This is a genomic window from Sphingobium sp. (assembly GCF_049304695.1).
In the GTDB taxonomy this organism is placed as follows: Bacteria; Pseudomonadota; Alphaproteobacteria; order Sphingomonadales; family Sphingomonadaceae; genus Sphingobium.
Genome location: NZ_JBAQOK010000027.1, coordinates 1 through 25,218, shown reverse-complemented (window position 1 = coordinate 25,218; position 25,218 = coordinate 1). Strand labels below are relative to the sequence as shown.

Genomic DNA, 25,218 nt, shown 5'->3' with positions numbered 1-25,218 from the left:
GACGGGTTCTTTCCGATGACGGGCATGCCGATGATCGATACGCCGTCGCCCAATTTCGACACGCGCAGCCTGCCCATTTCCATGCTCGTGCTGCATTATACCGGCATGCCGGACGCCGCGAGCGCGATCAACTGGCTGGCCAGCCCCGAATCAAAGGTATCGGCCCATTATGTCGTGACCGAAGATGGTCAGGTCATACATATGGTGGATGAGGGCGACCGTGCCTGGCATGCCGGGCGATCCTTCTGGCGTGGCGTGACCGACATCAACAGCGCCAGCATCGGCATAGAGATCGTCAATCCGGGGCATGAATGGGGCTATCGTCCCTTTCCTCAGACGCAAATGGGATCGCTGATCCCGCTGATCCACGACATTATCCAGCGTCATGCTATCACGCGCGGCAATATTGTCGGGCACAGCGACATCGCCCCCGCGCGTAAGCAGGATCCGGGCGAACTCTTCCCTTGGCATCAACTCGCCCGCTTGCGTCTGGCCCTGCCACGCCCGACCAAGAATCTGATGGACCCGCACTGGACCGACGGCGGCTTCATGCTGGCGCTCGAACGCTTCGGCTATGACATTGCCGATCCCAAGGCGGCGGTGGTGGCATTCCAGCGGCGCTTTCGCCCGGAACTGATCGATGGCGAAATCTGCGGCGAGTGTCGCGCCATCCTGCTGGCGCTGTTACTGCCTAAGCCGCGCGGCGATGAATGATGAATAAGGTGGATGACTTGGCGCACTGAATTGTATAGACGCGCCAGTGCCAGAGGGCCGGGCGGCCGCGGCGTGGCGGGTAACTTCCACGGCGAGGAAAGTCCGGGCTCCACGAAATAACGGTGCCGGTTAACGACCGGCTGGAGTGATCCAAGGGACAGTGCAACAGAAAGCAGGTCGCCTCAGTCTCACGACTAAGCCTTCGGGCGGGCGAAATTGAAAGGGTGCGGTAAGAGCGCACCGCGTCTGCGGCAACGCAAGGCGGCACGGTAAACCCCACCGGGAGCAAGACCGAATAGGGGCGGCGCGCAGCCAGTCTGCAAGGATTGGACTGCTAGGCCTGTTTCGGCCGAGATCGCCCGGGTTGGTTGCTTGAGGGCCGGAGTAATCCGGTCCCTAGAGGAATGGTCGCCTATCCTCCGGCGCAAGCTGGGGGTGGACAAAACCCGGCTTACAGGCCCTCTGGCATTTTCATCCCACTTTTGCGGCGGCGCGGGGTGGTGTTTCCACCCCGCAATCCCTACGCAGTCAATATGTCACGCAACAGCCGATCCAATGATTGGGGCTTTCCCCGCTGGCGCAGCTATGGCGCTTCCCGCGAAGCGCAGCAGGTGCGCATGTGCGACCGCTATGGCTGTAATCAGGCAGGCAACTGCCCGGCGCCCAAATCCCCCAACAGCCCGGAGCGCTGGTATTTCTGCGCCGAACATGCGGGCGAATATAATCGCAACTGGGATTATTTTCAGGGGCTGGACGACGAAGAGCGTGCAACCCGCGAACATAATGAACGCCGGGATGCCGGTGGCTATCAGGGCAGCGCCTATCATAGCTGGGGCGGCCCTGGCGACGGCACCCGCTCGCGCGACGAAATGCACGCGCTCGCCGCGCTCGAACTGGAAGATGACGCTGATTTCGTGGCGGTAAAGGCAAGCTGGCGGCGTCTGGCGAAGGAATATCATCCTGACGTCAAACCCGGCGATGCACAGGCCGCCGTCCGGTTCCAGACGATCCAGGCAGCCTATGAAGTGCTGCGCAGCGCCGAAGAACGGCGGACCTGGAAGCCTCGGGGCGCGGTGGATTAAGAGATGGGCGCGTGAAGGATCATGTCCGTTCCAACTGGCGCAACGCGATATTGGTGTGCCGCAAATGCGATAAAAAACTGGACGGCGGATTCGGCCCGGACGGTAAAGAACGGTTGAGCAAAGCGCTGCGTCGGCACCTGTCGATCAAGAAAGGGCGCAAGGCTAGCGCAGGGATCATCGAAGTGAATTGCTTGGGCATCTGTCCCAAGGGTGCCGTAACGGTCGTCAGCGGCGCGGACAGTCGCGAATGGTTGCTGGTACGGCCCGGCGCTGATCTGGACGAGTTGGCGCACGGCCTGAAACTGGTCGATACGAAGCCGTAACCATATGAAATAGCGTTGCTTTGCTTAGGATCGTTAAAGCAATCCTTACCAATGCCGCCTAATTGGATGTAATGATCTCTTCAGCATCCTTATGGCGTTATTCACCCCTGGTTGGTCAACTGGCCATTGGGTTTTGCGGCCTTCTGACTCTCTACGCCATGCCGCCCGCGCGCGGCCTCATGCTGTTGGTCCCGTTGACGGCTACCGCGCGCCTGTCGCTGGTGCCGACGGCGGTCGCCCATGGTGGTCGGCTGGTTGCGGCCGGTCCATGGGCCGGATCGCTGGTGGTGCAGGGGGAAAGTGATCGTCTGGCAGGACCATTGCTAAAAAATGGCGTCATAACGCTGGCCAGCGATGCGCGCGGATGTGGAACGCCGGCATGATGAGCGCCGTCAACAGCCTCGACCGCCTGCGTCTCCAGGGGATGCGGATACTGGTCGCCGCCAGCATCCTGTGGACTTTCGCCCTGGGGGCGATGGCGCTGACACTGGGACTGGAACATGGCGGGCGGGCTATGCTTCTGTCCGTACTGGCCAACATTCTGCCCACGATCATGGTGGTGCGCCATCGCAGCGACAGGACGGCCCGGCTGATCATGGGTACGCTGGCGGCGGTTCAGCCGGCCATCGGCCTGTTTCTGCTGTCGGGTCATAGTTGGCAGATGGACGGCCATATGTATTTCTTCGTCGCGTTGGCCGGACTGGCACTGCTGTATGACTGGCGACCGATTCTGCTGTGTACGGGTTTGATCGCGGTTCACCATCTTGCGTTGAATTTCCTGTCGCCGGTCTGGGTCTTCACTGGTGGCGAGGATATCCAGCGCGTCTGCGTCCACGCCGTCGCCGTCATTCTGCAAGCGAGCATATTATCCTATGTCACCGTGCGGTTGCGCACGATGCTGGTCGCACTCGACGGAACATTGGCGGGGTCCGAACAACTGGCGCAGCAGGCCCAGATAGGTCGTGAGGCCGCCGAATCGGCGATGGCAGCCAGTCGGGAAGCCGACGCACGCGAAGCAGCGCTTCGCCGTGCGCAGGAAGCGGACAAGATGCGCATGGCCGCTGATCGTCGGACCCAGACTCTCGCCTTGGTGCGCGACTTTCGCCAGTCGGTATCTGCCATAGTGGGTGCGGTCGGCGCGGCGACGCACGAACTGGAGGAGTCCGCGCAGTTGTTGAACGATCTCGCCCGCCGCGCCAGCCTGGGCACGGGCGAAACCGCCGCCGCCGCCGAGCAATCCTCCGCCAGCGCGGCGTTGCTGTCCAGCCGCATCGAGCGCCTGTCCCAGTCGATTACAGCGATCGCCACCTCCGCGCATCAGCAGGCGACATTGGGCGGAGAAGCGCAGCGCGTGTCGAGTGCCGGTTATTCAGCGGTGCAGGAACTGGAAGGGCGAACTGGATCGATCACCAGCTTTGCCGATTCGATCACCGACATCGCTGCACGGACCAACCTGCTCGCGCTCAATGCCACGATCGAGGCAGCACGGGCGGGAGAGGTCGGGCGTGGCTTTGCCGTGGTGGCGGCGGAGGTCAAGCAACTGGCCAGTCAGACGACCAGCGCGACCGGAGAGATTCAAACGCTGGCCTGGTCGGCGCAACAGGGGGCGGGGGTGGCGCGCGATGCGCTGTCCGAAGTGGCTGGCGCTGTCGAACAACTGGCGGGTGCCGCCGATGCAATCCAGCGCGCCGTCGCTGACCAGCGCGATGCAGCGGCGGCGATCAACCAGTCGGCCCGCGACACCGCGCGCGATGCGACATTGATGACGCAGCAGATCGAGGGGGTAGCCGACGTCGCGCGCAACACGGAAACTCTGTCGGGGCGCGTATCCTGTGCGGCCACTGGCCTGTCGCGTACGGCGCAAAACTTACAGCGCGCCACCGATCTTTTCGTCGCGCAGTTGGAAGCTGCCTGACGACATGAACCCCCACGCCATCATAAGCGCGGGGGTTCATCAATCGGATCAGCCCTTCTGGTCGGCGCGGCTTGCACCCTGACCGTCGAGATTCTGGGCAGCGAAGTCCCAATTGATCGCTTCCTTCAGGATCTTTTCGGCATAGGCCGGACGCAGATTGCGATAGTCGATATAATAGGCATGTTCCCATACATCGAGGATCAGCAGTGGCGCATGGCCTTCATGTGCAACGGGCGTGTCGGCGTCATGATAGCTGGTGACTTCCAGCTTGCCGTCCTTCAGGACCAGCGCAGCCCAGCCGCTGGCGAAATGGCCTACGGCCTCCGCCTTTATCTTTTCGATCAGCGCATCGACCGATCCGAATGCTTCGTTGATCTTGTCAAGCAGTTCGCCCGTTGGTGCGGTCTTGGTCGGCGACAGCGAGTGCCAGTAAAATGTGTGGTTCCAGATCTGGCCGACCTGATTGAACAGACCGCCCTTGGCCGTCTTGATCAACTCGACGAGCGACTTGCCCTGCAGGCTCGCGTCGGCGGCGACCAGTTCGTTGGCCTTCACGACATAGGCATTATGATGCTTGCCATGATGATAGTCGAAGGTTTCGGCGGACAAAATCTCGCCAAAGGCATCCTTGGCATAGGGCAGGTCGGGCAGAACAAAGGCCATGACGGAACTCCTCGGTCTCGTTAGGGAACGGTCGCACAACGGCTGGCGCGGCCGGTTGGTTCAATGGTTCGGGCGGGGCGTGGTCGCCGCCGCAGCCGTGCCATATGCCCGCTCAACGCACATGGAAATAGATATGTGCCTATTGCGAAACGATCGCAGAAATAGGGGCTTACCCCTGCGGCGGGCTGGTCTCACCAATGTCGTCGCTGGCCGGTTCGTCGCCCAGACTCAGGCCGTGGCGCAGCAGCATCGGCACGTTGGCGCCCGCGAAGAGGACGGATATCACCGTCACGCCCCACACCTTGACCGCCAGCCATGTGTCGAAACTCATCGACCGGCGCATCGCTTCGTTGGCGATCGCCATGGCGATGAAGAAGATCGCCCAGTTGCGCGACAATTTCATCCACCCTTCATGGGTCAGCCCGTCATAGGCGGCCTGAAGCAGATATTTGAGCAACGGCTTGCCACGCGCCAGCCCGCCCAGCAGCATCAACGCGAAAAAGGCGTAGATGATGGTCGGCTTGATCTGGATGAAGCTCTGGTCGTGAAAATAGATGGTCAGGCCGCCGAAGAACAGGATCAGCAGCGCCGACAGCCACAGCATCGGCGACACACGGCCCAGCTTCACCTTGGAAATGATGACAGCGACGATGATCGCGATCATGAAGGCGGCGGTGCCGAACGTCATGGCCGTGATCGGATTATTCGCACCCCATAGCCAGCCCGCGCCCTTGTAGCTCAGGAAGAATATCAGCAGCGGCCCGAAATCCAGCGCCAGGCTGAGCGTGCCGCCATGCTTGGGCTGCGGTGCGGGTTTGGTGTCGATCATATTCTACTCCGTCATCCCGGCGCAGGCTGGAATGCCACTTTTCTGGGCGGTAGTCGGAAGAAAGAGAGATGCCAGCATCCGCTGGCATGACGGATGAAATATATCAGCGCGCATAAGCGGTTCCGGCGATCGCCCGCGCCATGTCGCCAGCATCGAAGGGGCGCAGATCCTCGATCTTTTCCCCCACGCCGATAGCATGGATGGGCAGACGAAACTTTTCCGCAGCCGCGACCAGCACGCCGCCGCGCGCCGTGCCGTCCAGCTTGGTCATGACCAGCCCGGTAACCTGTGCGGTTTCCTTGAAAACTTCGATCTGGTTCAACGCATTCTGTCCCGTGGTGGCATCCAGAACCAGCACAACGTCGTGCGGGGCGGCCGGGTTCAATCGGCCCAGCACGCGGCGGACCTTGGCCAGTTCGTCCATCAACTCAGTCTTGTTTTGCAACCGACCTGCCGTGTCCACGATCAGCACGTCGATGCCCGTCGCCGTTGCCTGCTTCACCGCGTCGTACACGATGCCCGCCGCGTCGCCGCCTTCCTTGCCCGCTACGATGGGAATGCCCAGTCGCTCGGCCCAAATCTTGAGCTGGCCGATGGCCGCCGCGCGAAACGTATCGCCCGCCGCCAGCATCACGCCATAATCCTGCTCCAGGAAATTATTGGCCAGCTTGGCGATCGTGGTCGTTTTGCCCGACCCGTTGACGCCGATGACGAGGATGACCTGCGGGCGCGGAAAGGCTTCGATCTCCAGCGGGCGGGCGACCGGAGCCAGCACCTTTTCGATCTCCTCCGCGATGATCTCGCGCAGATATTCCTCGGTCAGTTCGCGGTTATAGCGCCCTTCGGACAACCGCTCGCGCACCCGACCCGCCATCGCCGGACCAAGGTCGGACATGATCAGCGCTTCCTCGATCTCGTCGAGCGTCTGGTCATCGAGCGCGGTCTTGGTGAATAGGCCGGTGAGGTTTTCGCCTAGCCTGTCGGAAGTGCGCTTCAACCCGCCGAAAAGGCGGTCGCGCCAGCTGTTGCCGGTATCTGTCATTGCCCAGCCTCTTGCGCGATCAGCCCGTTCTTCTCAAGCCCTGTGATTGTGGTGCTTACTATGGAAGTCGGACGCTGCGGCGTATCGAACCGCACTGGCGCGAAATTTTCCGCATGACCGCTCATGCCGCTGCGCTCGACCAGCACTGACTGGGTGGTGCCGATCAGGCTGGCGAGCCAGGCCTTCCGCTGCCCTTCGCAGGCAGCACGCAGGTGGGCCGCGCGGGCCTTGATCGTGGCATGATCGACCTGCGGCATGCGCGCGGCGGGCGTGCCGGCGCGCGGCGAATAGGGGAAAATATGCCCATGAACGATGTGACATTCCTCGATCAGTTTCAGGCTGTTCGCGAACATCGCTTCATCCTCGGTCGGAAAGCCCGCGATGATGTCCGCGCCGATGCTGATTGCGGGGCGCGCGTTTTTCAGCCGTTCCACGATGCCAATCGCGTCGGCCCGGCTGTGGCGCCGCTTCATGCGCTTGAGGATCATGTCGTCGCCCGCCTGCAGCGACAGGTGCAGATGCGGCATCATCCGGGGTTCGTGTGCGATCAGGTCGAACAGACGCTCGTCTATCTCCACGCTGTCGATCGAAGACAGGCGCAGGCGGGGCAGGTCAGGCACGCCCTTCAATATACGTTCGACCAGCAGCCCCAGCGATGGGCTACCCGGCAGGTCGGGACCATAGCTGGTGACGTCGACCCCGGTCAGGACGATCTCTCTATAGCCCGCATCGACCAGCGACTTGGCCTTGTCGACCACGGCCCCGGCGGCAACCGAGCGGCTGTTCCCCCGACCATAGGGAATGATGCAGAAGGTGCAGCGATGGTCGCAGCCATTCTGCACCTCCAGAAAGGCGCGGGTGTGATCGGCAAAGGCGCTGGCCATATGCGGCGTAGTTTCCCGCACGGCCATGATGTCGGAGACCTTGACCTTCTCCGCCCCATATAACCCATCCGTCACCCCAGCGTAGGCTGGGGTCTCACTGCCTTTGAGCGATGCAGAGTGCCGTGAAGCTGGCAGATAGCTGGCCGCCTCCATCTTCTCCCGATTGCCGATTACGCCATCCACCTCAGCCATGGCAGCGAAGGACTGCGGCTCGGTCTGGGCCCCGCATCCCGTCACCATGATCCGTGCCTGGGGATTTGCCCGCCGCGCGCGCCGGATCGCCTGCCGCGTCTGGCTGACGGCCTGAGCCGTCACGGCGCAGCTGTTGACGACGATCAGGTCGTCCTGCCCCGCCGCCATTTCACGGATGGCTTCGCTTTCGGCAATGTTGAGGCGGCAACCCAGTGTGATGATTTCCGGCGGCATCTAAAAACGCGTCCAGTCCGCCTCGCCATCAAAGACATGGGTGGCAGGGCCGGTCATCTGGATGGTGCCGCCCGGCGTCCAGTCGATGACCAGATCGCCGCCCGGCAGGCTGACGGTCACCGGGCCGCTTGCCAGCCTGCGCCGGATCGCCGCGACGGCCGTGGCACATGCGCCGGTGCCGCAGGCGCGGGTGAGGCCAGCGCCGCGTTCCCATACGACGAGGCGGACATGGTGCTCGCTCAAGACCTGCGCGAAGTTGACGTTCACGCGGGCCGGAAATAACGGATCATGCTCGATCAGCGGGCCGAGGTGGTCGAAGTTCACACCGTTCAGATCGTCCACGAAGAAGATGACATGCGGATTGCCGACATTGACAGCGGCGGGGGCGGGCAGGTCTTCCCAGCTTGCGCCCATGGTCAGCGTGTCCATCGGGTAAGCGAGCGGAATCGCGTCCCATTCGAAACGCGGCGCGCCCATATCTACGCTGGCCCCGCCATCGACGGCGCGGGCGTCGAGCAGTCCCGCCTTGGTCCGAATCAGCACGTCGCGCCCGACGAACAAGGGTACGCAGCGCGTAGCGTTGCCGCAGGCCTCCACCTCGCTGCCATCGGCGTTGAAGATCTGCATCGACACATCGGCATCGTCGGCATGACCGATGACGATAAGCTGGTCGCAGCCGATCCCGGCATGCCGATCCGCAATGGCGCGCGCGCGGCTTGGCGTCATATCGACCGCGTGGTCACGCGCGTCGATAACGACGAAATCGTTGCCCAGCCCGTGCATTTTGGAGAAGCGTCCCATGATGGCGGGCATGTAGTGCTCAGATAGAGAAAAGGCGAGTCTGCGCGTCTGCTCTTTCACGCTTTGTCGTAGGCAATCACCGCCCTGCGTTGTCCATAGAGAAAATACACCGCCAGCCCGACCGCATTCCACGCCAGGCACGCCATGATCGTTTTCATTGGCAGGCTGGCGAACAGATAGGCGCAACCCCCGATCGCACCCAGCCCGACGAACCATGCGGCAGGCGCGCGGAATGGGCGTCGGATGTTCGGGCTACGGCGGCGCAGGACTAGGAGGCAGGCACCCACGGCGGCAAAGGCGATCAGCGTGCCTGCGTTGGCCAGCGCGGCGATTTCATCGATCGGCAGGGCGCCCGCGATGATCGCCACAAGTATGGCTGTCACTATGGTGATGCGCACTGGTGTGCCGCGCTTGGAAATCTTCGCCAGCGATTGCGGCAGGAAGCCGTCGCGCGCCATCACCAGAAAGATGCGGCTCTGGCCATAGAGGAAGCCCAGCAGAACGGTGGGCAGGGCGATGACGGCAGCGATGCCGACGATCCGCGCAACCCCGCCCTGACCCATTTCGCGCAGGATGAGAGCCAATGGTTCGGGGCTGTCGGCAAAGCGGGTGAAGGGCATGGCCCCGATCGCTGCGGCAGCGACGAGGACGTAGATCAGCGTGCAGATGATGAGCGACCCGACGATGCCGATGGCCAGATCGCGATCCGGGTTCTTCGCTTCCTCCGCTGCGGTTGATATGGCGTCAAAGCCATAGAAAGCGAAGAAGATGATTGCGGCGGCGGCCATCACGCCGCGCTCGACCCCATCCGGTCCCATATGCTTGGTAAAGCCAAAGGGCATGAACGGGTGCAGGTTTTGCGCGTCGAAGGCGGGGAGGGCGACCCACACGAACAGGCTGAGCGTCGCAATCTTGATAAGGACGAGCACGCTGTTAAGGCGCGCGCTTTCACGGGTGCCTAGCATCAACAGGCCCGCGACCACCGCGATGATGAAGATGGCGGGAAGATTGATAACGCCGCCCAGTTCCGGTCCCTGCGTCAAGGCTTGCGGAAAGCCCACGGACGTCAGCAGCGGCGCGGCATAGCCTGACCAGCCGACCGCCACGGTCGATACGACCAGACTATATTCCAGGATGAGGCTCCACCCGACGATCCAGGCAATGCCTTCGCCCAGCGCGACATAGCTATAGCTGTATGCGCTGCCTGCCGCAGGCATCATCGTGGACAGTTCGGCATAGCAAAGGGCAGCGCATGCGCAGATCGCGCCCGCTATGGCGAAGGACAGGAGGACGGATGGCCCGGCCCGGTCGGCGCCCACGCCGATCAGGGTCAGGATGCCAGTGCCCACGATCGCGCCGACGCCCAGCGCCAGCAGATGTGGCCATGACAGGGTGCGCGCCAGCCTGTGCCCTTCGTTGGCGGGTGTCATCGCCTCCATCGACTTGCGGCGTGTCCAGCTCATGATCTTGGCGTTCCCCTTTTATCGCTGTACAATTAGCTGGCGCAAAGTCGGCTCCGGTGCAAGTGGAGCGCGCGACTGCATGCGCCTTGTTGCAATCGGAAGCGCCTTGCGCTACGGGCGCGGTGCAGTAGGGCGGTTTTCCGTCCGAACCCTGACATATCCATTGGGTGCAAGAGGCGCTCTGTATGGACGCTGGTTGGCGAGGTTTCGCCCACCGGCGATTTTGTCGTTTGATGGGTTGATGCACGGTTTTGCGGGCTTTGGCCCGATATGAGGTGATGATGTTCGATTCGCTAAGCGATCGTTTGAGCGGGGTATTCGACAAACTACGTGGGCGCGGTGCGCTGACGGAGGACGATGTCCGCGCCGCGATGCGCGAGGTGCGAATCGCGCTGCTGGAAGCCGACGTCGCCTTGCCCGTCGTGCGCAGTTTCGTCGATCAGGCGACCGAACGTGCGGTCGGCAGCGACGTGTTGCGGTCCGTCACGCCGGGTCAGATGGTCGTCAAGATCGTGTCGGACACGCTGACCGAAACGCTGGGTTCGCAAGCGTCCGACCTGATGATCGACGTCACGCCGCCCGCCGTCATCATGATGGTGGGCCTGCAAGGGTCGGGCAAGACCACGACGACGGCCAAGATCGCCAAGCGTTTGAAAGAGCGTGAGCGCAAGAAAGTTCTGATGGCGTCGCTCGACGTCCAGCGTCCGGCCGCGCAGGAACAGCTTGCCGTGCTTGGCACGCAGATTGACGTTGCGACTTTGCCGATCGTCGCGGGGCAGCAGCCGGTCGAGATCGCCCGCCGTGCGCTCCAGTCGGCCAAGTTGCAGGGCTTTGACGTCGTCATGCTCGACACGGCTGGTCGATTGCATGTCGATCAGGCGTTGATGGACGAGATGAAGGCTGTCGCCGACGTCAGCAATCCTGCCGAAATCCTGCTGGTGGTCGATTCGCTGACCGGTCAGGATGCGGTAAACGTTGCGCAGAATTTCACGGCGCAGGTGCCGTTGACCGGGGTGGTGCTGACTCGCATGGACGGCGACGCGCGCGGTGGTGCGGCGCTGTCGATGCGAGCGGTGACGGGGCGGCCGATCAAGTTCGCGGGCACCGGCGAAAAGCTGGACGCGCTGGAACTGTTCCACCCTGAGCGGGTCGCGCAGCGTATATTGGGCATGGGCGATGTCGTCTCGCTGGTCGAACGGGCCGCCGAATCTATCGACGCGGATGAAGCTGACAAGCTGGCCAAGAAGATGGCCAAGGGTCAGTTCGACATGAACGACCTGCGCGCGCAGCTGGGCCAGATGCGCCGCATGGGCGGGCTTGGCGCGCTGGCGGGCATGCTGCCGGGCCTGAAAAAGGCGCAGGCGGCGATGGCCAACAGCGGCGCGAACGACAAGACGCTGATCCATCTGGACGCGATGATCGGGTCGATGACGCCCAAGGAGCGGGAGAGGCCCGCGATCATCAGCGCCAAGCGCAAGATCCGCATCGCCAAGGGCGCAGGCCGCACCGTGCAGGACGTCAACCGTCTCCTGAAAATGCATCAGGAAATGGAAAGCGCGATGAAGAAGATCCGCAAGATGGGCGGCCTGAAAGGGCTGGCTAAGATGTTCGGCGGGGGCGGCATGGGCGGTCTTGGCGGAGCGGGTGGTCCCGATGGCGGCGCGGGTGGTCCCGACCTGTCGGGACTGGGCGGGCTTGGTGGATTGGGCGGTAACATGCCCAAATTGCCGCCGGGCTTTCAGAATTTCATGAAGAAATAATTCGTTTTCAAGTTTCAGATCAAAGTAGAAAGGTAAGTTCCATGGCAACGTCCATTCGTCTGTCGCGCGGCGGCTCCAAGAAGCGCCCTTATTATCGCATCGTCGTGGCCGACAGCCGCGCGCCGCGTGATGGCAAGTTCATCGAGCGCATCGGCAGCTACAACCCCGTGCTGCCCAAGGGCGACGAAAAGCGCGTTGTGCTGGACACCGAACGTGCGAAGCACTGGGTCGCCGCTGGTGCGCAGCCGACCGATCGCGTTGCGCGCTTCCTGGACGCCGCTGGCGTGAAGGAGCGCCCTGCGCGCAACAACCCGAACAAGGCCGTGCCGGGCCAGAAGGCCAAGGATCGCGCCGAAGATCGTGCGACCAAGGCCGCCGAAGCGCAGGAAACCGCCGACGCCGCACGCGCCGCTGCTGAAGAAGCTGCCAAGGCACCGGTTGAAGCGCCTGCTGACGAAGCACCTGCCGTCGAAGCGCCTGCTGAAGACGCGCCAGTTGCTGAAGAGGCTCCTGCCGAAGAAGCCGCTGCTGAAAAGACCGAGGGCTGAACCCCTTGACCGACAAGCCCGTCACTCTCGCCGCGATCGTCGGCGCCCATGGAGTGGCGGGCGAAGTCCGTCTGAAGCTGTTTGGCGAAGGGGTCGAGAGCCTCAAAAGCTATGGCAGTTTCGATGCGGCGGGGCGCAGGTTGACGTTGAAGTCGCTGCGCCCCGGCTCCAATGGCGCTGTCGCGCGCTTTGCCGAGGTCAGCGATCGCAGTGGAGCCGAAGCGCTGCGGGGCACGGCATTGACCGTCCCGCGATCCGCCCTGCCGCCTTTGGGCGAGGGCGAATATTATCATGCCGACGTGATCGGCCTGCCGTGCCTGTCCAGCGAGGGCGAGGCATTGGGCGCGATCATCGCGATCGAGAATTTCGGTGCTGGCGACGTTATCGAAATCCAGCGGCCCCCGGTCGATGGCGCGAAGGGCAAGCGGTTCATGGTGCCGATGCATGCTGTGACCTTGTCGGATGACGGCGCGCTGATTGACGCTTTGTTCGTGGAATGACGGGGCGGGCGGCGGATCGTCCGGTCGTCAATTCCCTGAGCGAGCACCACATATATTGCGCCTTTTGATAGGCTGACAGCGCTGTCCAACATGGGTTGGTGGGACACCTGTCTGGACGGCGCGGGTGGCTTGGCTTAAGCGCGGATCATGTCCAACATCCTCATTGCCGTCTATTTGCTGATCATGCTGGGTGCGGGCTGGCGTCTGTTTGGCATGGCGTGGTCGCGCGGCGTGAAGACAGCGGCGGGGGCGTTGCTGGTCTGTCCGTTGCCGATGCTGTTCCTGCTGCCAGCGCTGCTGCATCCTGACCGGCCCTTTGCTGACATCCTGCTAGGGCTTGGCCTCGTGCTGCTGCTGTGCGGGACGCTGTGTCTGTGTGCCGGGATGGGCGTGGCGTGGATGCGGATGCGTCGGGCATGAGCTTTGCCGCGCAGATATTGACGCTCTACCCGGAAATGTTTCCGGGGCCATTGGGCGTGTCGCTGGCGGGCCGTGCGCTGGCGGAGGGAACATGGTCGTGCGACCCGATCCATATCCGCGACTTTGCCACTGACAAGCATCGCACGGTGGACGATACCCCGGCTGGGGGCGGGGCGGGGATGGTGTTGCGCGCGGACATCCTGTCCCGGTCCATCGACCATGCGATGGCGCAGCGGCCCGACCTGCCCGTGCTGGCGATGACGCCGCGTGGCGCGCCGATTACGCAGGCGCGGGTGCGGCAGTTGGCGGAGGGGCCGGGGGTGACGATCCTGTGCGGGCGGTTCGAGGGGTTTGACGAGCGGATTTTCGACGCCAGACCGATCGAACAGGTCAGCATGGGCGACATAATCTTGTCCGGTGGCGAGATGGCGGCGCTGCTGCTGCTCGATGCTTGCGTCCGGCTGCTTCCCGGTGTAATGGGCGCGGCTTCCAGTGGGGTGGAGGAGTCCTTTGAAACGGGGCTGCTCGAATATCCACACTATACCCGCCCGGTCGAATGGGAGGGGCGCACGATCCCGCAGGTGTTGCGATCGGGGGATCATGCTAAGATCGCCGCCTGGCGGAAACAACAGGCGGAGGATGATACACGGCTAAGGCGGCCGGACCTTTGGGAACGTCACATCGACGTTCGGGTCCAGTCGCCCTCTGGTGCGCAACGTAGAACTAAGGACTGACGTCATATGAACATCATCCAGCAGATCGAGGCGGAAAACATCGCCGCCCTCGGCAAGGACATCCCCGATTTCCGCCCCGGCGACACCCTGCGCGTCGGCGTGAAGGTGGTCGAAGGCGAGCGTAGCCGTGTCCAGAACTACGAAGGCGTGTGCATCGCGCGTTCGAACAAGGGCATGGGTTCCAACTTCACCGTGCGCAAGATTTCGTTCGGCGAAGGCGTGGAGCGCGTATTCCCGCTCTATTCGCCCAACCTGGATTCGATCACCGTTGTCCGTCGCGGCATCGTGCGTCGCGCCAAGCTCTATTATCTGCGTGGCCGGACCGGCAAGCGCGCTCGCATCGCCGAGCGCCGCGACGTCCGCACCGAAGGCTGATCTTCACCGATCATTGGCTGACGCAATAGAGGCGGCGGTTCCGAGAGGGGCCGCCGCTTTTTTGTTTGGGTGTCGATGGGGGGTGTGTTTGGGAGAGGGGGACACCCCTCCGTCGGCGCTGCGCGCCGCCACCTCCCCTTGCAAGGGGAGGATCTAAGAATGTGGAGCGCTTCCCCTTTTAACTTGGTTCAGCATCCATCGCGCCCAAAAAGCCATGTAGGGAAGGTTCGGGAACCGGCCGCCCGGTGGGGCTTTCCTTTCCTGTAGGACAGGAGATGGATGCTATGCGCATCGGGTTATGGATGGCGGTCGCCGGGATGGCGGCTATGCCGGTTGCGGCGATAGCGGCGGGTGGGAGCCTGTGGCATTATACATTCCAGAACGGGATTGCCGAATATCTGACCGGTGAGTGGGATGCGACGACCGGCGGGGCGCTGAACCTGTCGTGCAGGGGCAAGGGTGTGTCGATCATGCCGCAGATCAGGGGGCAGGCGCCGCCTGCCAATAGCCGATTGCGGCTGACGGCATCGTCGCGCGCCGGGTCGCGCGAGACGGCTTTTATGACGGATGCGCAGGGTAGCGTGCAGATCGCCGATGCGGGGGCGTCTGCAGCCTTTCGCCAGCTATGGGGCGATCTGCGTGGGCGGGACATCGTGACGGTGCGCTATGCCGATGGGCGTCAGGTCGTGCTGTCACTGGCAGGCGCGCAAAAGACACTGCCTACTAGGCCTTGCGGGTGATGTAATATGGAATATCTGATCGGATCGGCGCTGCTGGCGGTACTTCTGACTGTTGGCGTGTGCCGCTATGGCGCGCGGCGGTGGCCGGGGATGAGCGGGCGGCGGCATGTGCTGGTGTCGGCCAGTGCGTTTCCGATGCTGGCCGTGCTCGCTTTTGTCGTGGCCGTCGTCGTGACGCTAGCGCAGGCATCGCCGCAGGAACCGGGTGGCTCGGTCGGCATGGTCATCTTTGCGATGGTCTTTTTTCTGTTCTACGCGCTGTGCATCGGTGTCCTGGTGGGGATTCCGACGGCAATCATCATGCGGCGCGTCCTGCGGCGATCAGGCTGGCGCGCGGCTGGTGAACCATAGGCCGCCCAGACTGATCGCCGCTGCCGCCGACATATAGAGGCCAACGAGGCCGACGCCCTGCGCCGCGATCAGCCAGGTTGCTACGATGGGTGCGAGCGCGCCGCCGAGGATACCGCCCAGGTTAAAGGCGAAGGATGCGCCGGTGTAGCGTAGCTGGATCGGGAAGAGAGCGGGCAGGTAAGCGCCGAGCGGGCCATAGACGAAGCCCATCAGGAACAGCGCGAGGCTGAGTATCGCGAAGACCGGCAGCAGCGCGCCGGTGCCGATCATCGGGCCGAAGATCAGGCCCATGAACACGGTGCCGATGCAACCCCATGCCAGCACGCGAGTGGGGCTGGATTTGTCGGCCCACCATCCGGCGATCACGATGCTGATTGCCATGAACATAATCGCGCCCAGCTGAATCGACAGAAACTGGCCACGCGGGATTTGGAGCGTGGTGGTGCCGTATCCCAGCGCGAAGGCGGTCGCGATATAATAGATGGCGAAGCAGGCGACGACGGCGAAAGTGCCGGCGATGGCCGCGCCCAGATGATTGCGCAGCAGGTCGGCGAGCGGCATGGCGGGCGGCGGTGCTTCGGCCTGCGCGGCGGCGAACTCCGGCGTTTCGGTGAGTTTCAGGCGGACCCAGAGGCCAAGGAAGACGAGGACCGAACTGCCCAGAAATGGCAGGCGCCAGCCCCATGCGTAGAAATCGGCGTCCGACAGCATCGTGCCGAGGATCAGGAACAGGCCGTTGGCGGCGATGAAGCCGACCGGGGCGCCCAGTTGCGGGAACATGCCAAAGCGCGCGCGCCAGCCCGGCGGGGCGTTCTCCACCGCCAGCAGGGCCGCGCCGCCCCATTCGCCGCCAAGGCCAAGCCCCTGCCCGAAGCGCAGGATGCACAGGATGAGCGGCGCCCACCAGCCGATCTGCGCATGGGTGGGCAGGAAGCCGATGGCGAGCGTGCAGCCGCCCATCAGCATCAGCGACGTAACCAGCGTCGCCTTACGCCCTACACGGTCGCCATAATGGCCGAAGATCGCCGCGCCCAGTGGCCGGGCGAGGAAGGCAAGCGCGAGGCTGCCATAGGAGGCGAGCAGTTGCGCGGAGGGGGAGGAGGAGGGGAAGAAGAGCGTTGGGAAGATCAGGCTGGCGGCAGTGGCGTAGATGTAGAAGTCGTAAAATTCGACCGCCGTGCCGATCAGGCTGGCCGACAGGACACGCTTGTGCCGCCACATTTCGCCTATGCCGTTTGTGTTGGTCATGTCCTGTTCTCCGCCCCAAATCGCTTAATTTAATCTCGTCATTCCCGCGCAGGCGGGAATCCATCTCCGGCTTTATCCTATGCGGCGCAGGCGGGAGATGGGTTCCCGCCTGCGCGGGAATGACGGTCTTTTTAGTTCTTCCGTTTCTGGTTTAGCAATTCATAGGCCATCACCGCTGTCGCCACCGCTGCGTTCAGGCTGTCGGCCTTGCCCAGCATCGGCATCTTGACCAGCAGGTCGCATTCCGCCTCGTAGTCTTCCGGCAAGCCCTGCGCTTCGTTGCCGACGAGCAGGAAGGCGGGGCTTTGATACGTCGGTGCCTGATAGTCGTGCGTGGCTTTGAGGCTGGTGCCGATCAGTTCGCCCGGACCGGCGCGCAGCCAGGCCATGAATTCGGGCCAGCGGGCCTGTGTGATCGACTGGGTGAAGAGCGCGCCCATGCTGGCGCGCACGGATTCGACCGAGAAGGGATCGACGCAATCGTCGATGAGGATGATGCCGCCCGCGCCGACCGCGTCGCCGGTGCGTAATATGGTGCCCAGGTTGCCGGGGTCGCGCAGCGATTGGGCGACGATCCAGATGTCGGCGCTGGCGCGGTCCAGCTTTGTCAGCGGGGTCAGCCGGTCGCGATAGACGCCCACGACCGCCTGCGCATTATCCTTGCCGCTGATCTTGGACAGGATGTCGGGCGTGGTTTCGATGATGTCGTAGCCTGCTTCTTCCCCGCCTGCCGCCTCCATCGCGGCGATCAGGTCCAGCGCGAGCGGGTGGCTGGACCCGGCGTGGAACAGCATTTGCGGCAAGACGCCTTCCTCGCGTGCTTCGGTCAGGATGCGGAGTCCTTCGGCGAGGAACAGCCCTTCGGCCTTGCGATGTTTCTTTTCGCGCAAGGATCGGACGCGCTTCACCAGCGGGTTGGAAAATCCGGTGATCTCGCGTGCCACTATGCTGTCGTTCCCTACCAGAATGAACGGCTGCTCTAGCGATCTGCCGCACAAAAGGACAGGGGGCTTTGGCAAAGCGACATCCGTAATGGAACCGCAACGATCGCCATGGATTTTGACCCCGACTTTGCCTAGGGGGACTTGATGAGCACGCCGACACGATCCTATAAATTGGAAGACGGGTTCTTCCTGTGCCTGGTCATCCTTGTCACCATTGCCTTTGCCGCCGTGCTGGAGCCATTTTTTGCGGCCGTGCTGTGGGGCGTGATCGTCGCCATCCTGTTCTGGCCGATCCAGCAGCGGATCGCGGCAAAAATGCCAGAGCGGCGCACCAGTGCTGCGCTGATTACATTGCTGCTGATCATCGCGATCGTCATCATCCCGGCGATATTCCTGGCGTTCGCGCTGATTCAGGAAGCGGCGCATATCTATGCGCAGATTCAGTCCGGCCAGATTGATTTCGCTCGCATGTTTTCGCAAATGCAGGCGGCGTTGCCCGAATGGGCGCATGGCATGTTGCGGCGCTTTGGCCTCAGTAATTTCGACGCTGCGCGCATTACCGTGACGCGCGGGCTGACGAGCAGTTTTCGCACATGGGCGGGGCAGGCGCTGCTGATCGGGCAGGGCGCGTTCAGCTTCATCATTGCGCTGGGCGTCATGCTGTATCTGGCGTTCTTCCTGCTGCGCGACGGGGATCGCCTGTCGAAGCGCTTTTCCGAGGCTGCGCCGTTGCGCCCGCATCAGCGCGAGGCGCTGTTGAGCCGTTTCGTCATCGTGATCCGCGCGACGGTGAAGGGCAGTCTGGTCGTTGCCATCGTACAGGGCGTGCTGGGCGGGATCATCTTCTGGGCCGTTGGCATACAGGGCGCGCTATTGTGGGGCGTGCTGATGGGCGCTTTCTCACTATTGCCCGCCATCGGCGCGGCGATCGTGTGGGGACCAGTGGCGCTCTATCTGTTTGCGACGGGCGCGATCTGGCAGGCGGCGGTGGTCGTGGCGGCTGGCGCGATCATCATCGGATCGGTCGATAATGTGCTGCGCCCGATACTGGTGGGCCGCGATACGCGCATCCCCGACTATGTCGTGCTGATTTCCACGCTGGGCGGGATCGAGCTGTTCGGGTTCAACGGGATCGTGATCGGGCCGGTCATCGCCGCGCTGTTCATATCGACATGGAACATCTTCACCCAGATGCGCCGTGAAGGGCAGATCGCCGATTGAGGGGCTGAGCGCGGGGAGGGTTTATTCCTCCCCGAACTTGTCCTCGACAAGAGTGACGAGCTTGAGCAGCGCGTCGGCGGCTTCCGGGCCACTGGCCTTGATCGTGATGCTGTCGCCCATCGCCGCGCCCAGCATCATCAGCCCCATGATCGACGTGCCGGTGACATGGTTGCCATCCTTGGACACCAGAATCTCGGCAGGCAGGCCGCTGGCCAGTGTCACGAATTTGGCGCTGGCGCGGGCGTGCAGTCCCCGCTTGTTGCTGATCCTGACGTCCCGGCTGATTTCGTTCATGTGGTGCTGCCCAACAGTTCCGACGCTACGCTGATGTATTTCTGACCCGCTTCGCGCGCGGCGGCGACGGCGGCGCGGACGTCCATGACCTTGCGCGCGCTTTCCAGACGGATGAGCATGGGCAGGTTGATGCCTGCGATCACTTCGATCTCGCCAGCTTTCAGCAGCGATATGGCAAGGTTGGACGGCGTGCCGCCGAACAGGTCGGTCAGCAGGATGACGCCCGTGCCATCGTTGACGTGCGCGACCGCCGTCGCGATGTCCGCGCGGCGCAATTCCATGTCATCCTCCGGCCCGATGCAGATCGTTGCGATCTGCTGCTGGGGGCCAACGACATGTTCCATGGCCACGACGAATTCGGTCGCCAGCGACCCATGGGTGACGAGTACGAGTCCGATCATGTGCTTTTGGCGCCCACCTGCTTCATGCTGCTTGCTTTCGGGCCTCCCGGTCGATGCTTCTCCAGACTATCCTGGGGCGCCGATTCCATATTGCGGTGCGAGACCGTGGGCGAAAAGCCCGCGTCTTGCAAGTATTTGGCGACACGGGTCGCGACATGCACGGAACGATGGCGTCCTCCGGTGCAGCCGAAGGCAACCGTAACATAGGCTTTGCCCGCGTCCGCATAGCGCGGCAGCAGGGTGATGAGCAGATCCTCGATCTTGCCCACCGCATCCTCATAGGCGGGATCGGCCATGATATAGGCGGCGACGTCGGCATCCAGACCCGTTCTGGGCCGCAATGCTTCGTCCCAATGCGGATTGCGCAGGAAACGCATGTCGAACATCAGGTCGGCGTTGCGGGGCACGCCGCGCGAAAAGCCGAAGGACATGATGGTCAGCACCGGGTCCGACGATCGCTCGCCTGCAAAGCGGCTGCGGATTTCCTGTTGCAGGCCGTTGCTGTTGAAGCTGGTCGTGTCGATGACCTGTGTTGCCCATCGGCGCAGCGGTTCGGTCAGTTCCCTTTCGCGCGCGATGCCGTCGGCGGCGGGTCGATCCAGCGCCAGCGGGTGACGGCGACGCGTTTCGGCGAAGCGACGTTCCAGTTCCGTGCCGGAGCAATCGAGGAACAGGGTTTCGATGGCCTGACCATATTTTTCGCGCAGCGCCTTGATCCGCTGAACGATGGCATGGGCGTCGAAACCGCGCGTGCGCGCGTCGATGCCCAGCGCGAGGGGGCGTTCATCTTCGCCTGCATGGCCAGCGGCCAGCGGCGTGTCGAGCAGCCGGTCGAGCAGGACGAGGGGCAGATTGTCCACTGCTTCCCAGCCCATATCCTCCAGCGTTTTGAGCGCCGTCGTCTTGCCTGCGCCAGACAGGCCCGACAGCAGCAGGATCGTCTTGGGATAGGCGCCGGGCGTCATGGGGCGAGGGGCAGGCCGAAGGTGCGCAGCGCCAGCTCGACCTTGATCGGCGCGGACGATTCGAATGGGGCGATTTTCATCACTGGCACATCCATGCCCGCCACCCGGCGCAGCATGGGCGTGAGCGGCATGCGATCGACGACATCGAACAGATCGACCAGCAAGGCGACGGGGGTCTGCGGTGCATGGGGCATGGGGACGAGGCCGATGCCGCGCACTTCGATCATGCCCGCGATCGTGGCGGGGGCGGCGGCGACCAGTTGGCCGTCCAGACGCTGGACCAGCGTATAGTCGTCGCTGACCAGCGTTGCGCCCCGGTCGATCAGACGCAGTGCGAGGTCCGACTTGCCGGTCCCGCTTGGCCCGCACAGCAATATGGCGCGGCCATCAATGGCCACGCTGGTCGCGTGAAGCGTTTCGGATGAAAGTGCGCGTGCCATGTCCCCGCATGCTTGTAGGGGCGGTGGGGGCAAACGGGAACCGGTTTTTATTGGGGGGCGGTGTGCCATTCTGTGCGGGTTGGGTGTGAAGAAGGATGGCCCTTCGACAGGCTCAGGGCGAACGGGCTTTTGACAGTCACTGACCCGCCTGATCCTTACCCTTCAGTGCCTCTGCCAGTGAGACGGTCGCGCTGCCTCTGCGGGCGGGGGCGGTCTGGCTGGGGTCGGGTTTCCAGCCGGACAGATAGACGATGGCCATTTGTTCGGCGGTGCGGCCGTCCGGGTCGGCGGCTTTGGCGAAATGCTCCGCTGCGTCGGCCAGCACGGCGCGGGTCAGGGGCGGGGGGCGATTGGCCAGCGCGTTGCCCGCGCCCATGAAGCGCAGGTCATGCATCAGGCGCGCGATGTCGCCATAGCGAATGGAGAGGGTTTCGCCATCGGCCACGGGCATGGCGAAGCCGGTGCGGCTGAGCAGGTCGCCCGCCGCGCGCACGTCGATCTGTGGGTGGACATGCTGGCCGGGACGGTCGCCTTCCGCGCCAAGCAGGGCGGATTTCAGGCGGGGCAAGCTGCCCGCGCCGGAAAAGGCGGCGAGCATCAAGCCGTCGGGGCGCAGGATACGTCGCATCAGGATCAGCGCGCCGGGCAGGTCGTTGACGCTGTCGAGCGTGCCGCAGGCGAGGATGAGGTCGAAACTATTGTCGGCAAAGGGCAGGGCGTCCTCGTCCGCCTGAACCCCGCCCGCTCCCTTTGCCGTCAGGAAGCCGGGGTCGATGCAGGCGACGCGCTTGCCCATCGCCCGCAGGCTCGTGCGGGCGCTGCCGTCCGGGCAGCCGATGACGAGCGCTTCGGGCAAGTCACGTTGCACGTCGCCCAGCCGGTCGATCAGTTCGTCCAGCATCATGCGATAGAGAAAGTCGTGATCGGCAAAGCGCGGCACCATCCGGTCACGCTGGCGGGCGCGTAGGCGCCGGTCGAAAATATCGGGACGGGGCGTGTCGTTGGCGGCGGTCATGGCGGGCCTTGTGCATCGGCGGGCAAGCGGCGACAAGGCAGATCATGTCGCTGCCGCTGCTTCTCAAGGCCACATTCCGCCCGATACTGGATTATGCGCTACCGCCGCGCTGCCCCGGTTGCGGGGCGATCGTGGGGGAGGATCATGGGTTTTGCCTGACCTGCTGGAGCGGGATGGAGTTTCTGGGCGAACCCTGTTGCGCGCGATGCGGCGTGCCGTTTGAACATGACATGGGCGCGGGCGCGGAGTGCGGCGCGTGTCTGGCCGATCCGCCGCCGTTTGACAGCGCGCGCGCCGTGCTGGCCTATGGCGATGTGGCACGCACGGTCGCGCTGCGCCTGAAATATGGGCGGCGTATCGGGCTGGCGCGGCTGATCGCGCGGCAGATGGTGCGCCATGTCGGGGATGTGGATGGCGATCCGCCCGTGATCGTGCCAGTGCCGCTGCATCGCTGGCGCCTGTGGGGGCGGGGGTTTAACCAGTCGGCGCTGATCGCCGATCATCTGGGGCGGCTGACGGGGCTGGCAGTGGACAGGCATGGATTGCAGCGGGTGCGGCGGACGCAGCCTTTGCGCGGCATGAATGGCAAGGCGCGGGCCAAGGCGGTGCAGGGGGCATTTGCATTAGCGCAGGGGCATGGGCTGAAAGGGCGGCGGGTGGTGCTGGTCGATGATGTGCATACCAGTGGGGCCACGGCGGCCGCCTGCGCGCGCATACTGCGCCGGGGCGGGGTGACGGATATTCGGCTGCTCTGCTGGGCGCGGGCCATGCCGGGGCGCGAAACGAGCCATGGCACCGATTGACAAAGCCGCGCGTTCCCCCAATTTCAGGGGCAAGGAGTTTTCATGGCTAAAGTCGAAATCTATACCAAGGCATTCTGCGGCTATTGCGCGCGGGCCAAGGCGTTGCTCAACGACAAGGGCGTCGCGTTCGAGGAATATGACATCACGATGGGCGGACCCAGGCGTGACGAGATGCTGGGGCGCAGCAATGGCGGCATGACCGTCCCGCAAATCTTCATCGACGGGGCGCATATCGGTGGCAGCGACGACATGGCTGCGCTGAACCGACAGGGCAAGCTCGACGGGTTGCTGGGTCTTTGACCAACATGCGCGCTGCCTTGTTTCAGATGACGAGTGGGGTCGATCCTGCCGTCAATGCCGCTGCGATCGTGGATGCGATCGGGCGGGCGAAGGCGGGCGGCGCGGACATGCTGTTCACGCCGGAAATGGCCGGATGCCTGGACCGGGACCGGACGCGCGCGGCGGCGACGTTGCGGTCGGAGGCCGACGATCCTGTGCTGGCGGCGGTACGGGATGCGGCGGCAAAAGCGGGGCTGTGGGTGCATATCGGGTCGTTGCCGCTGAAGGATGAGCGGGCCGATGGCCGCTGGGCCAATCGCAGCTTTCTGATCGACGATCGCGGTGCGATCCGGGCGCGGTACGACAAAATCCATCTGTTCGATGTCGATCTGGCTTCGGACGAAAGCTGGCGGGAATCGTCGGTCTATGGGCCGGGGGAGCAGGTCGTCGCGGCGGATACGCCATGGGGGCGGATGGGCTTTTCCATCTGTTACGACATGCGGTTCCCAGACCTGTATCGCGCGCTGACCAATGCGGGGGCGACGATTTTGCTCGCGCCTGCCGCCTTTACCGTGCCGACGGGGCAGGCGCATTGGCATGTGCTGTTGCGCGCGCGCGCGATCGAGGCGGGATGCTTCATGATCGCGACGGCGCAGGTGGGGTTGCATGAGGACGGGCGAACCACTTATGGGCATAGTCTGGTGGTCGATCCGTGGGGGGCGGTGCTGCTGGACATGGGTGACGTTGGGGGACTGGCCTTTGCCGATCTGGATATGGGGCAGGTCGCCGATGTGCGCGGCCGCGTGCCTGCCATCACGAACCGGCGGGATATTCCGGCACAGGTGACGCTGGCATGATTATATTCGACCTGAAATGCGAGGGGCAGGGCCATGTGTTCGAGGCGTGGTTCGGGTCCAGCGCGGACTATGCCGACCAGCAGGCGCGCGGGCTTATTGCCTGTCCGCTGTGCGGCGACGGGCGGGTCGGGAAGGCGGTGATGGCACCCGCCGTGAGTGCCAAGGGTAATCGCGCGGTGGCACCTGTGGCAGCGCAGAGCGAAGAGGCCAAGCCGGTGGCCATGGGTTCAGGCGATGAGGCCAGGATGCGCGCGCTGGTCGATGCGATGGCGCAGGCGCAGAAAAAGGCGCTGGAAGGATCGACCTGGGTCGGGCGCGGATTTGCCGAACAGGCGCGTGCGATGCATTATGGCGAACAGGACCGCACCAGCATCCATGGCGAAGTCGCGCCGCAGGAGGTGAAGGAATTGATCGCCGAAGGGGTGGAGGTCGCGCCGCTGCCCTTCCCCGTGATCCCGCCCCAAGCGAAGAACTAAGGGCGCTGATCGGCGGGGCATGACGGTGGCGTGATCCGGTTGACGGAGGCCATGGCCATGGCTATCGCCCAAAGGCTGAAAGCCCTGCGCTTTCGCCCGGTGCACCCGTAGCTCAGCAGGATAGAGCATTAGATTCCTAATCTAAGGGCCATGGGTTCGAATCCCGTCGGGTGCACCACAATTGCCAATTAAGCCTCCTTTTCCAAGAGGTTGTCGTCCCGATTGGCTAACCTCTTGCGGAGGTTAGCCATCAACATGTCGCCCGCCTCGTCGGAAAGCGTCTTTTGATCGGCGGCTGCGGTATAGCGGGCAACCTCGCTATCCGTCGTGTGACCGGTCCAAGATTTGATTTGTTGGTTGCTACATCCTGCCTCTGCAAAGCGCCGCGCCGCCGCCTTACGAAGCCCGTGCGCGGTGCAGTTTGGCAACCCAGCCTTATCGCACCAGACGCGGAACCTGTTCCCGAATCCCTTCTCGCTAAACGGCCTTCCAAACCCGTTTAGAATGAAGATCATTGCATGGGAGGGAGTAGCCAAGATCGAGATGGCAAGAGGTGGCAGGATAGGAAGGCTGACCGTGACTGTGGATCGGCGTGCAAAAAGGACCCCGTTAGCGGGGTGATCGGCGTCTAAAAGGGACCCCTCATTTCGATGGTTTAAGCAGCCGGCTGGATTTTCAGGCGGCGAGATCGGGATGTTGGTTTTG

32 protein-coding genes, 1 tRNA gene and 1 other RNA gene are annotated in these 25,218 nt (G+C 63.5%); 20 read left to right on the top strand and 14 right to left on the bottom strand.

Annotated features, from left to right (window positions below; all coding sequences use genetic code 11):
• Positions 1 to 15 precede the first annotated feature (15 nt).
• The 6 genes from WA070_RS03835 (at position 16) to WA070_RS03810 (ending at position 4,034) form a co-directional block, all read left to right on the top strand.
• Positions 16 to 714 (top strand): N-acetylmuramoyl-L-alanine amidase, encoded by a 699-nt coding sequence (locus WA070_RS03835; protein WP_422632912.1) that lies wholly within the window; start codon positions 16 to 18, stop codon positions 712 to 714.
• Positions 715 to 763: 49 nt separating this feature from the next.
• Positions 764 to 1,184: RNase P RNA component class A (gene rnpB / locus WA070_RS03830), an RNA gene on the top strand.
• Between the two features lie 63 nt (positions 1,185 to 1,247).
• Positions 1,248 to 1,796, top strand: a complete 549-nt coding sequence (locus tag WA070_RS03825) for a J domain-containing protein (RefSeq protein ID WP_422632911.1) — start codon at positions 1,248 to 1,250, stop codon at positions 1,794 to 1,796.
• Positions 1,769 to 2,119, top strand: a complete 351-nt coding sequence (locus WA070_RS03820; protein ID WP_422632910.1) for a (2Fe-2S) ferredoxin domain-containing protein — start codon at positions 1,769 to 1,771, stop codon at positions 2,117 to 2,119. Before WA070_RS03825 ends, WA070_RS03820 begins: the two co-directional genes overlap by 28 nt.
• Before the next feature lie 158 nt (positions 2,120 to 2,277).
• Entirely contained in the window at positions 2,278 to 2,502 is a 225-nt protein-coding gene (locus WA070_RS03815; protein WP_422632828.1) for a hypothetical protein, read from the top strand.
• Positions 2,499 to 4,034, top strand: a complete 1,536-nt coding sequence (locus WA070_RS03810) for a methyl-accepting chemotaxis protein (RefSeq protein ID WP_422632827.1) — start codon at positions 2,499 to 2,501, stop codon at positions 4,032 to 4,034. Before WA070_RS03815 ends, WA070_RS03810 begins: the two co-directional genes overlap by 4 nt.
• 48 nt (positions 4,035 to 4,082) lie before the next feature.
• On the opposite strand, the gene WA070_RS03805 is transcribed toward WA070_RS03810, so the two are convergent.
• From WA070_RS03805 to WA070_RS03780, 6 genes are all read right to left on the bottom strand, one after another.
• A complete protein-coding gene (locus tag WA070_RS03805; RefSeq protein ID WP_422632826.1) occupies positions 4,083 to 4,697 on the bottom strand; it encodes a superoxide dismutase in 615 nt (204 codons plus the stop codon).
• Between the two features lie 169 nt (positions 4,698 to 4,866).
• A complete protein-coding gene (gene ispZ, locus WA070_RS03800) occupies positions 4,867 to 5,526 on the bottom strand; it encodes a septation protein IspZ (protein WP_422632825.1) in 660 nt (219 codons plus the stop codon).
• A gap of 103 nt (positions 5,527 to 5,629) precedes the next feature.
• On the bottom strand, positions 5,630 to 6,568 hold the full coding sequence (gene ftsY, locus WA070_RS03795; protein WP_422632824.1) for a signal recognition particle-docking protein FtsY: 939 nt from the start codon (positions 6,566 to 6,568) through the stop codon (positions 5,630 to 5,632).
• Positions 6,565 to 7,878, bottom strand: a complete 1,314-nt coding sequence (mtaB, locus tag WA070_RS03790; protein ID WP_422632823.1) for a tRNA (N(6)-L-threonylcarbamoyladenosine(37)-C(2))-methylthiotransferase MtaB — start codon at positions 7,876 to 7,878, stop codon at positions 6,565 to 6,567. Before mtaB ends, ftsY begins: the two co-directional genes overlap by 4 nt.
• Positions 7,879 to 8,679 carry a diaminopimelate epimerase gene (gene dapF, locus WA070_RS03785; protein WP_422632909.1) on the bottom strand — a complete coding sequence of 267 codons (801 nt, stop codon included), beginning with the start codon at positions 8,677 to 8,679 and terminating at the stop codon, positions 7,879 to 7,881. It abuts the gene before it with no gap.
• 56 nt (positions 8,680 to 8,735) lie between these two features.
• Positions 8,736 to 10,142: an amino acid permease gene (locus WA070_RS03780; protein WP_422632822.1), complete on the bottom strand. Its 1,407-nt coding sequence runs from the start codon at positions 10,140 to 10,142 to the stop codon at positions 8,736 to 8,738.
• A gap of 278 nt (positions 10,143 to 10,420) precedes the next feature.
• Between WA070_RS03780 and ffh the strand changes: the two genes are divergently transcribed.
• The 8 genes from ffh (at position 10,421) to WA070_RS03740 (ending at position 15,570) form a co-directional block, all read left to right on the top strand.
• Positions 10,421 to 11,902, top strand: a complete 1,482-nt coding sequence (gene ffh, locus WA070_RS03775) for a signal recognition particle protein (protein WP_422632821.1) — start codon at positions 10,421 to 10,423, stop codon at positions 11,900 to 11,902.
• A gap of 41 nt (positions 11,903 to 11,943) precedes the next feature.
• The gene (gene rpsP / locus WA070_RS03770) at positions 11,944 to 12,450 is read left to right on the top strand and encodes a 30S ribosomal protein S16 (RefSeq protein ID WP_422632820.1); all 507 of its coding nucleotides are present in this window, start codon (positions 11,944 to 11,946) and stop codon (positions 12,448 to 12,450) included.
• A gap of 5 nt (positions 12,451 to 12,455) precedes the next feature.
• Positions 12,456 to 12,950 carry a ribosome maturation factor RimM gene (gene rimM / locus WA070_RS03765; protein ID WP_422632819.1) on the top strand — a complete coding sequence of 165 codons (495 nt, stop codon included), beginning with the start codon at positions 12,456 to 12,458 and terminating at the stop codon, positions 12,948 to 12,950.
• 147 nt (positions 12,951 to 13,097) lie between these two features.
• A complete protein-coding gene (locus WA070_RS03760; protein WP_422632818.1) occupies positions 13,098 to 13,370 on the top strand; it encodes a hypothetical protein in 273 nt (90 codons plus the stop codon).
• Positions 13,367 to 14,104 carry a tRNA (guanosine(37)-N1)-methyltransferase TrmD gene (gene trmD / locus WA070_RS03755; RefSeq protein ID WP_422632908.1) on the top strand — a complete coding sequence of 246 codons (738 nt, stop codon included), beginning with the start codon at positions 13,367 to 13,369 and terminating at the stop codon, positions 14,102 to 14,104. Before WA070_RS03760 ends, trmD begins: the two co-directional genes overlap by 4 nt.
• 6 nt (positions 14,105 to 14,110) lie before the next feature.
• Complete coding sequence (rplS, locus tag WA070_RS03750; protein ID WP_422632817.1) at positions 14,111 to 14,479, top strand: 50S ribosomal protein L19; 369 nt, start codon at positions 14,111 to 14,113, stop codon at positions 14,477 to 14,479.
• 284 nt (positions 14,480 to 14,763) lie between these two features.
• Positions 14,764 to 15,219: a hypothetical protein gene (locus WA070_RS03745; RefSeq protein ID WP_422632816.1), complete on the top strand. Its 456-nt coding sequence runs from the start codon at positions 14,764 to 14,766 to the stop codon at positions 15,217 to 15,219.
• Between the two features lie 6 nt (positions 15,220 to 15,225).
• On the top strand, positions 15,226 to 15,570 hold the full coding sequence (locus WA070_RS03740; protein WP_422632815.1) for a hypothetical protein: 345 nt from the start codon (positions 15,226 to 15,228) through the stop codon (positions 15,568 to 15,570).
• Here the strand turns inward: WA070_RS03740 and WA070_RS03735 are convergent.
• Together WA070_RS03735 and WA070_RS03730 are read right to left on the bottom strand one after the other, a co-directional pair.
• Positions 15,541 to 16,818: an MFS transporter gene (locus tag WA070_RS03735; protein WP_422632814.1), complete on the bottom strand. Its 1,278-nt coding sequence runs from the start codon at positions 16,816 to 16,818 to the stop codon at positions 15,541 to 15,543. The genes WA070_RS03740 and WA070_RS03735 overlap by 30 nt on opposite strands.
• A gap of 131 nt (positions 16,819 to 16,949) precedes the next feature.
• Complete coding sequence (locus tag WA070_RS03730; RefSeq protein ID WP_422632813.1) at positions 16,950 to 17,762, bottom strand: TrmH family RNA methyltransferase; 813 nt, start codon at positions 17,760 to 17,762, stop codon at positions 16,950 to 16,952.
• A gap of 144 nt (positions 17,763 to 17,906) precedes the next feature.
• On the opposite strand from WA070_RS03730, the gene WA070_RS03725 reads away from it, so the two are divergent.
• Complete coding sequence (locus WA070_RS03725) at positions 17,907 to 18,983, top strand: AI-2E family transporter (RefSeq protein WP_422632812.1); 1,077 nt, start codon at positions 17,907 to 17,909, stop codon at positions 18,981 to 18,983.
• A 21-nt stretch (positions 18,984 to 19,004) separates the two neighbouring features.
• Here WA070_RS03725 and WA070_RS03720 read toward each other — a convergent pair whose 3' ends face one another.
• From WA070_RS03720 to WA070_RS03700, 5 genes are all read right to left on the bottom strand, one after another.
• A complete protein-coding gene (locus tag WA070_RS03720) occupies positions 19,005 to 19,277 on the bottom strand; it encodes an HPr family phosphocarrier protein (protein WP_422632811.1) in 273 nt (90 codons plus the stop codon).
• The gene (locus WA070_RS03715) at positions 19,274 to 19,678 is read right to left on the bottom strand and encodes a PTS sugar transporter subunit IIA (protein WP_422632810.1); all 405 of its coding nucleotides are present in this window, start codon (positions 19,676 to 19,678) and stop codon (positions 19,274 to 19,276) included. Before WA070_RS03715 ends, WA070_RS03720 begins: the two co-directional genes overlap by 4 nt.
• On the bottom strand, positions 19,675 to 20,643 hold the full coding sequence (gene rapZ / locus WA070_RS03710) for an RNase adapter RapZ (RefSeq protein WP_422632809.1): 969 nt from the start codon (positions 20,641 to 20,643) through the stop codon (positions 19,675 to 19,677). The genes WA070_RS03715 and rapZ overlap by 4 nt, the downstream gene beginning before the upstream one ends.
• Positions 20,640 to 21,083, bottom strand: coding sequence for an HPr kinase/phosphorylase (locus WA070_RS03705; RefSeq protein ID WP_422632808.1), 444 nt, complete (start codon positions 21,081 to 21,083; stop codon positions 20,640 to 20,642). Before WA070_RS03705 ends, rapZ begins: the two co-directional genes overlap by 4 nt.
• A 136-nt stretch (positions 21,084 to 21,219) precedes the next feature.
• Positions 21,220 to 22,098 (bottom strand): class I SAM-dependent methyltransferase, encoded by an 879-nt coding sequence (locus WA070_RS03700; RefSeq protein ID WP_422632807.1) that lies wholly within the window; start codon positions 22,096 to 22,098, stop codon positions 21,220 to 21,222.
• 44 nt (positions 22,099 to 22,142) lie between these two features.
• On the opposite strand from WA070_RS03700, the gene WA070_RS03695 reads away from it, so the two are divergent.
• The 5 genes from WA070_RS03695 to WA070_RS03675 all read left to right on the top strand — a co-directional run bounded on the left by WA070_RS03695 (position 22,143) and on the right by WA070_RS03675 (position 24,691).
• A complete protein-coding gene (locus WA070_RS03695; RefSeq protein WP_422632806.1) occupies positions 22,143 to 22,901 on the top strand; it encodes a double zinc ribbon domain-containing protein in 759 nt (252 codons plus the stop codon).
• 42 nt (positions 22,902 to 22,943) lie between these two features.
• Positions 22,944 to 23,201 (top strand): glutaredoxin 3, encoded by a 258-nt coding sequence (grxC, locus tag WA070_RS03690; protein ID WP_422632805.1) that lies wholly within the window; start codon positions 22,944 to 22,946, stop codon positions 23,199 to 23,201.
• 5 nt (positions 23,202 to 23,206) lie between these two features.
• The gene (locus WA070_RS03685) at positions 23,207 to 24,037 is read left to right on the top strand and encodes a carbon-nitrogen hydrolase family protein (RefSeq protein WP_422632804.1); all 831 of its coding nucleotides are present in this window, start codon (positions 23,207 to 23,209) and stop codon (positions 24,035 to 24,037) included.
• Entirely contained in the window at positions 24,034 to 24,513 is a 480-nt protein-coding gene (locus tag WA070_RS03680; protein WP_422632803.1) for a DUF1178 family protein, read from the top strand. The genes WA070_RS03685 and WA070_RS03680 overlap by 4 nt, the downstream gene beginning before the upstream one ends.
• A gap of 101 nt (positions 24,514 to 24,614) precedes the next feature.
• Positions 24,615 to 24,691, top strand: a tRNA-Arg gene (locus WA070_RS03675).
• Between the two features lie 10 nt (positions 24,692 to 24,701).
• Here the strand turns inward: WA070_RS03675 and WA070_RS03670 are convergent.
• Positions 24,702 to 25,218: tyrosine-type recombinase/integrase (locus WA070_RS03670; RefSeq protein WP_422632802.1), on the bottom strand; the 517-nt coding region annotated here is incomplete at its 5' end.

Bases quoted from the DNA above. Each gene is read 5' to 3' on its own strand.
- WA070_RS03835 (WP_422632912.1), top strand. From the start codon at position 16: ATGACGGGCATGCCGATGATCGATACGCCGTCGCCCAATTTCGACACG.
- WA070_RS03825 (WP_422632911.1), top strand. From the start codon at position 1,248: ATGTCACGCAACAGCCGATCCAATGATTGGGGCTTTCCCCGCTGGCGC.
- WA070_RS03815 (WP_422632828.1), top strand. From the start codon at position 2,278: ATGCCGCCCGCGCGCGGCCTCATGCTGTTGGTCCCGTTGACGGCTACC.
- WA070_RS03810 (WP_422632827.1), top strand. From the start codon at position 2,499: ATGATGAGCGCCGTCAACAGCCTCGACCGCCTGCGTCTCCAGGGGATG.
- WA070_RS03805 (WP_422632826.1), bottom strand. From the start codon at position 4,697: ATGGCCTTTGTTCTGCCCGACCTGCCCTATGCCAAGGATGCCTTTGGC.
- ispZ (WP_422632825.1), bottom strand. From the start codon at position 5,526: ATGATCGACACCAAACCCGCACCGCAGCCCAAGCATGGCGGCACGCTC.
- ftsY (WP_422632824.1), bottom strand. From the start codon at position 6,568: ATGACAGATACCGGCAACAGCTGGCGCGACCGCCTTTTCGGCGGGTTG.
- mtaB (WP_422632823.1), bottom strand. From the start codon at position 7,878: ATGCCGCCGGAAATCATCACACTGGGTTGCCGCCTCAACATTGCCGAA.
- dapF (WP_422632909.1), bottom strand. From the start codon at position 8,679: ATGGGACGCTTCTCCAAAATGCACGGGCTGGGCAACGATTTCGTCGTT.
- WA070_RS03780 (WP_422632822.1), bottom strand. From the start codon at position 10,142: ATGAGCTGGACACGCCGCAAGTCGATGGAGGCGATGACACCCGCCAAC.
- ffh (WP_422632821.1), top strand. From the start codon at position 10,421: ATGATGTTCGATTCGCTAAGCGATCGTTTGAGCGGGGTATTCGACAAA.
- rpsP (WP_422632820.1), top strand. From the start codon at position 11,944: ATGGCAACGTCCATTCGTCTGTCGCGCGGCGGCTCCAAGAAGCGCCCT.
- WA070_RS03760 (WP_422632818.1), top strand. From the start codon at position 13,098: ATGTCCAACATCCTCATTGCCGTCTATTTGCTGATCATGCTGGGTGCG.
- trmD (WP_422632908.1), top strand. From the start codon at position 13,367: ATGAGCTTTGCCGCGCAGATATTGACGCTCTACCCGGAAATGTTTCCG.
- rplS (WP_422632817.1), top strand. From the start codon at position 14,111: ATGAACATCATCCAGCAGATCGAGGCGGAAAACATCGCCGCCCTCGGC.
- WA070_RS03745 (WP_422632816.1), top strand. From the start codon at position 14,764: ATGCGCATCGGGTTATGGATGGCGGTCGCCGGGATGGCGGCTATGCCG.
- WA070_RS03740 (WP_422632815.1), top strand. From the start codon at position 15,226: ATGGAATATCTGATCGGATCGGCGCTGCTGGCGGTACTTCTGACTGTT.
- WA070_RS03735 (WP_422632814.1), bottom strand. From the start codon at position 16,818: ATGACCAACACAAACGGCATAGGCGAAATGTGGCGGCACAAGCGTGTC.
- WA070_RS03725 (WP_422632812.1), top strand. From the start codon at position 17,907: ATGAGCACGCCGACACGATCCTATAAATTGGAAGACGGGTTCTTCCTG.
- WA070_RS03720 (WP_422632811.1), bottom strand. From the start codon at position 19,277: ATGAACGAAATCAGCCGGGACGTCAGGATCAGCAACAAGCGGGGACTG.
- WA070_RS03715 (WP_422632810.1), bottom strand. From the start codon at position 19,678: ATGATCGGACTCGTACTCGTCACCCATGGGTCGCTGGCGACCGAATTC.
- rapZ (WP_422632809.1), bottom strand. From the start codon at position 20,643: ATGACGCCCGGCGCCTATCCCAAGACGATCCTGCTGCTGTCGGGCCTG.
- WA070_RS03705 (WP_422632808.1), bottom strand. From the start codon at position 21,083: ATGGCACGCGCACTTTCATCCGAAACGCTTCACGCGACCAGCGTGGCC.
- WA070_RS03700 (WP_422632807.1), bottom strand. From the start codon at position 22,098: ATGACCGCCGCCAACGACACGCCCCGTCCCGATATTTTCGACCGGCGC.
- WA070_RS03695 (WP_422632806.1), top strand. From the start codon at position 22,143: ATGTCGCTGCCGCTGCTTCTCAAGGCCACATTCCGCCCGATACTGGAT.
- grxC (WP_422632805.1), top strand. From the start codon at position 22,944: ATGGCTAAAGTCGAAATCTATACCAAGGCATTCTGCGGCTATTGCGCG.
- WA070_RS03685 (WP_422632804.1), top strand. From the start codon at position 23,207: ATGCGCGCTGCCTTGTTTCAGATGACGAGTGGGGTCGATCCTGCCGTC.
- WA070_RS03680 (WP_422632803.1), top strand. From the start codon at position 24,034: ATGATTATATTCGACCTGAAATGCGAGGGGCAGGGCCATGTGTTCGAG.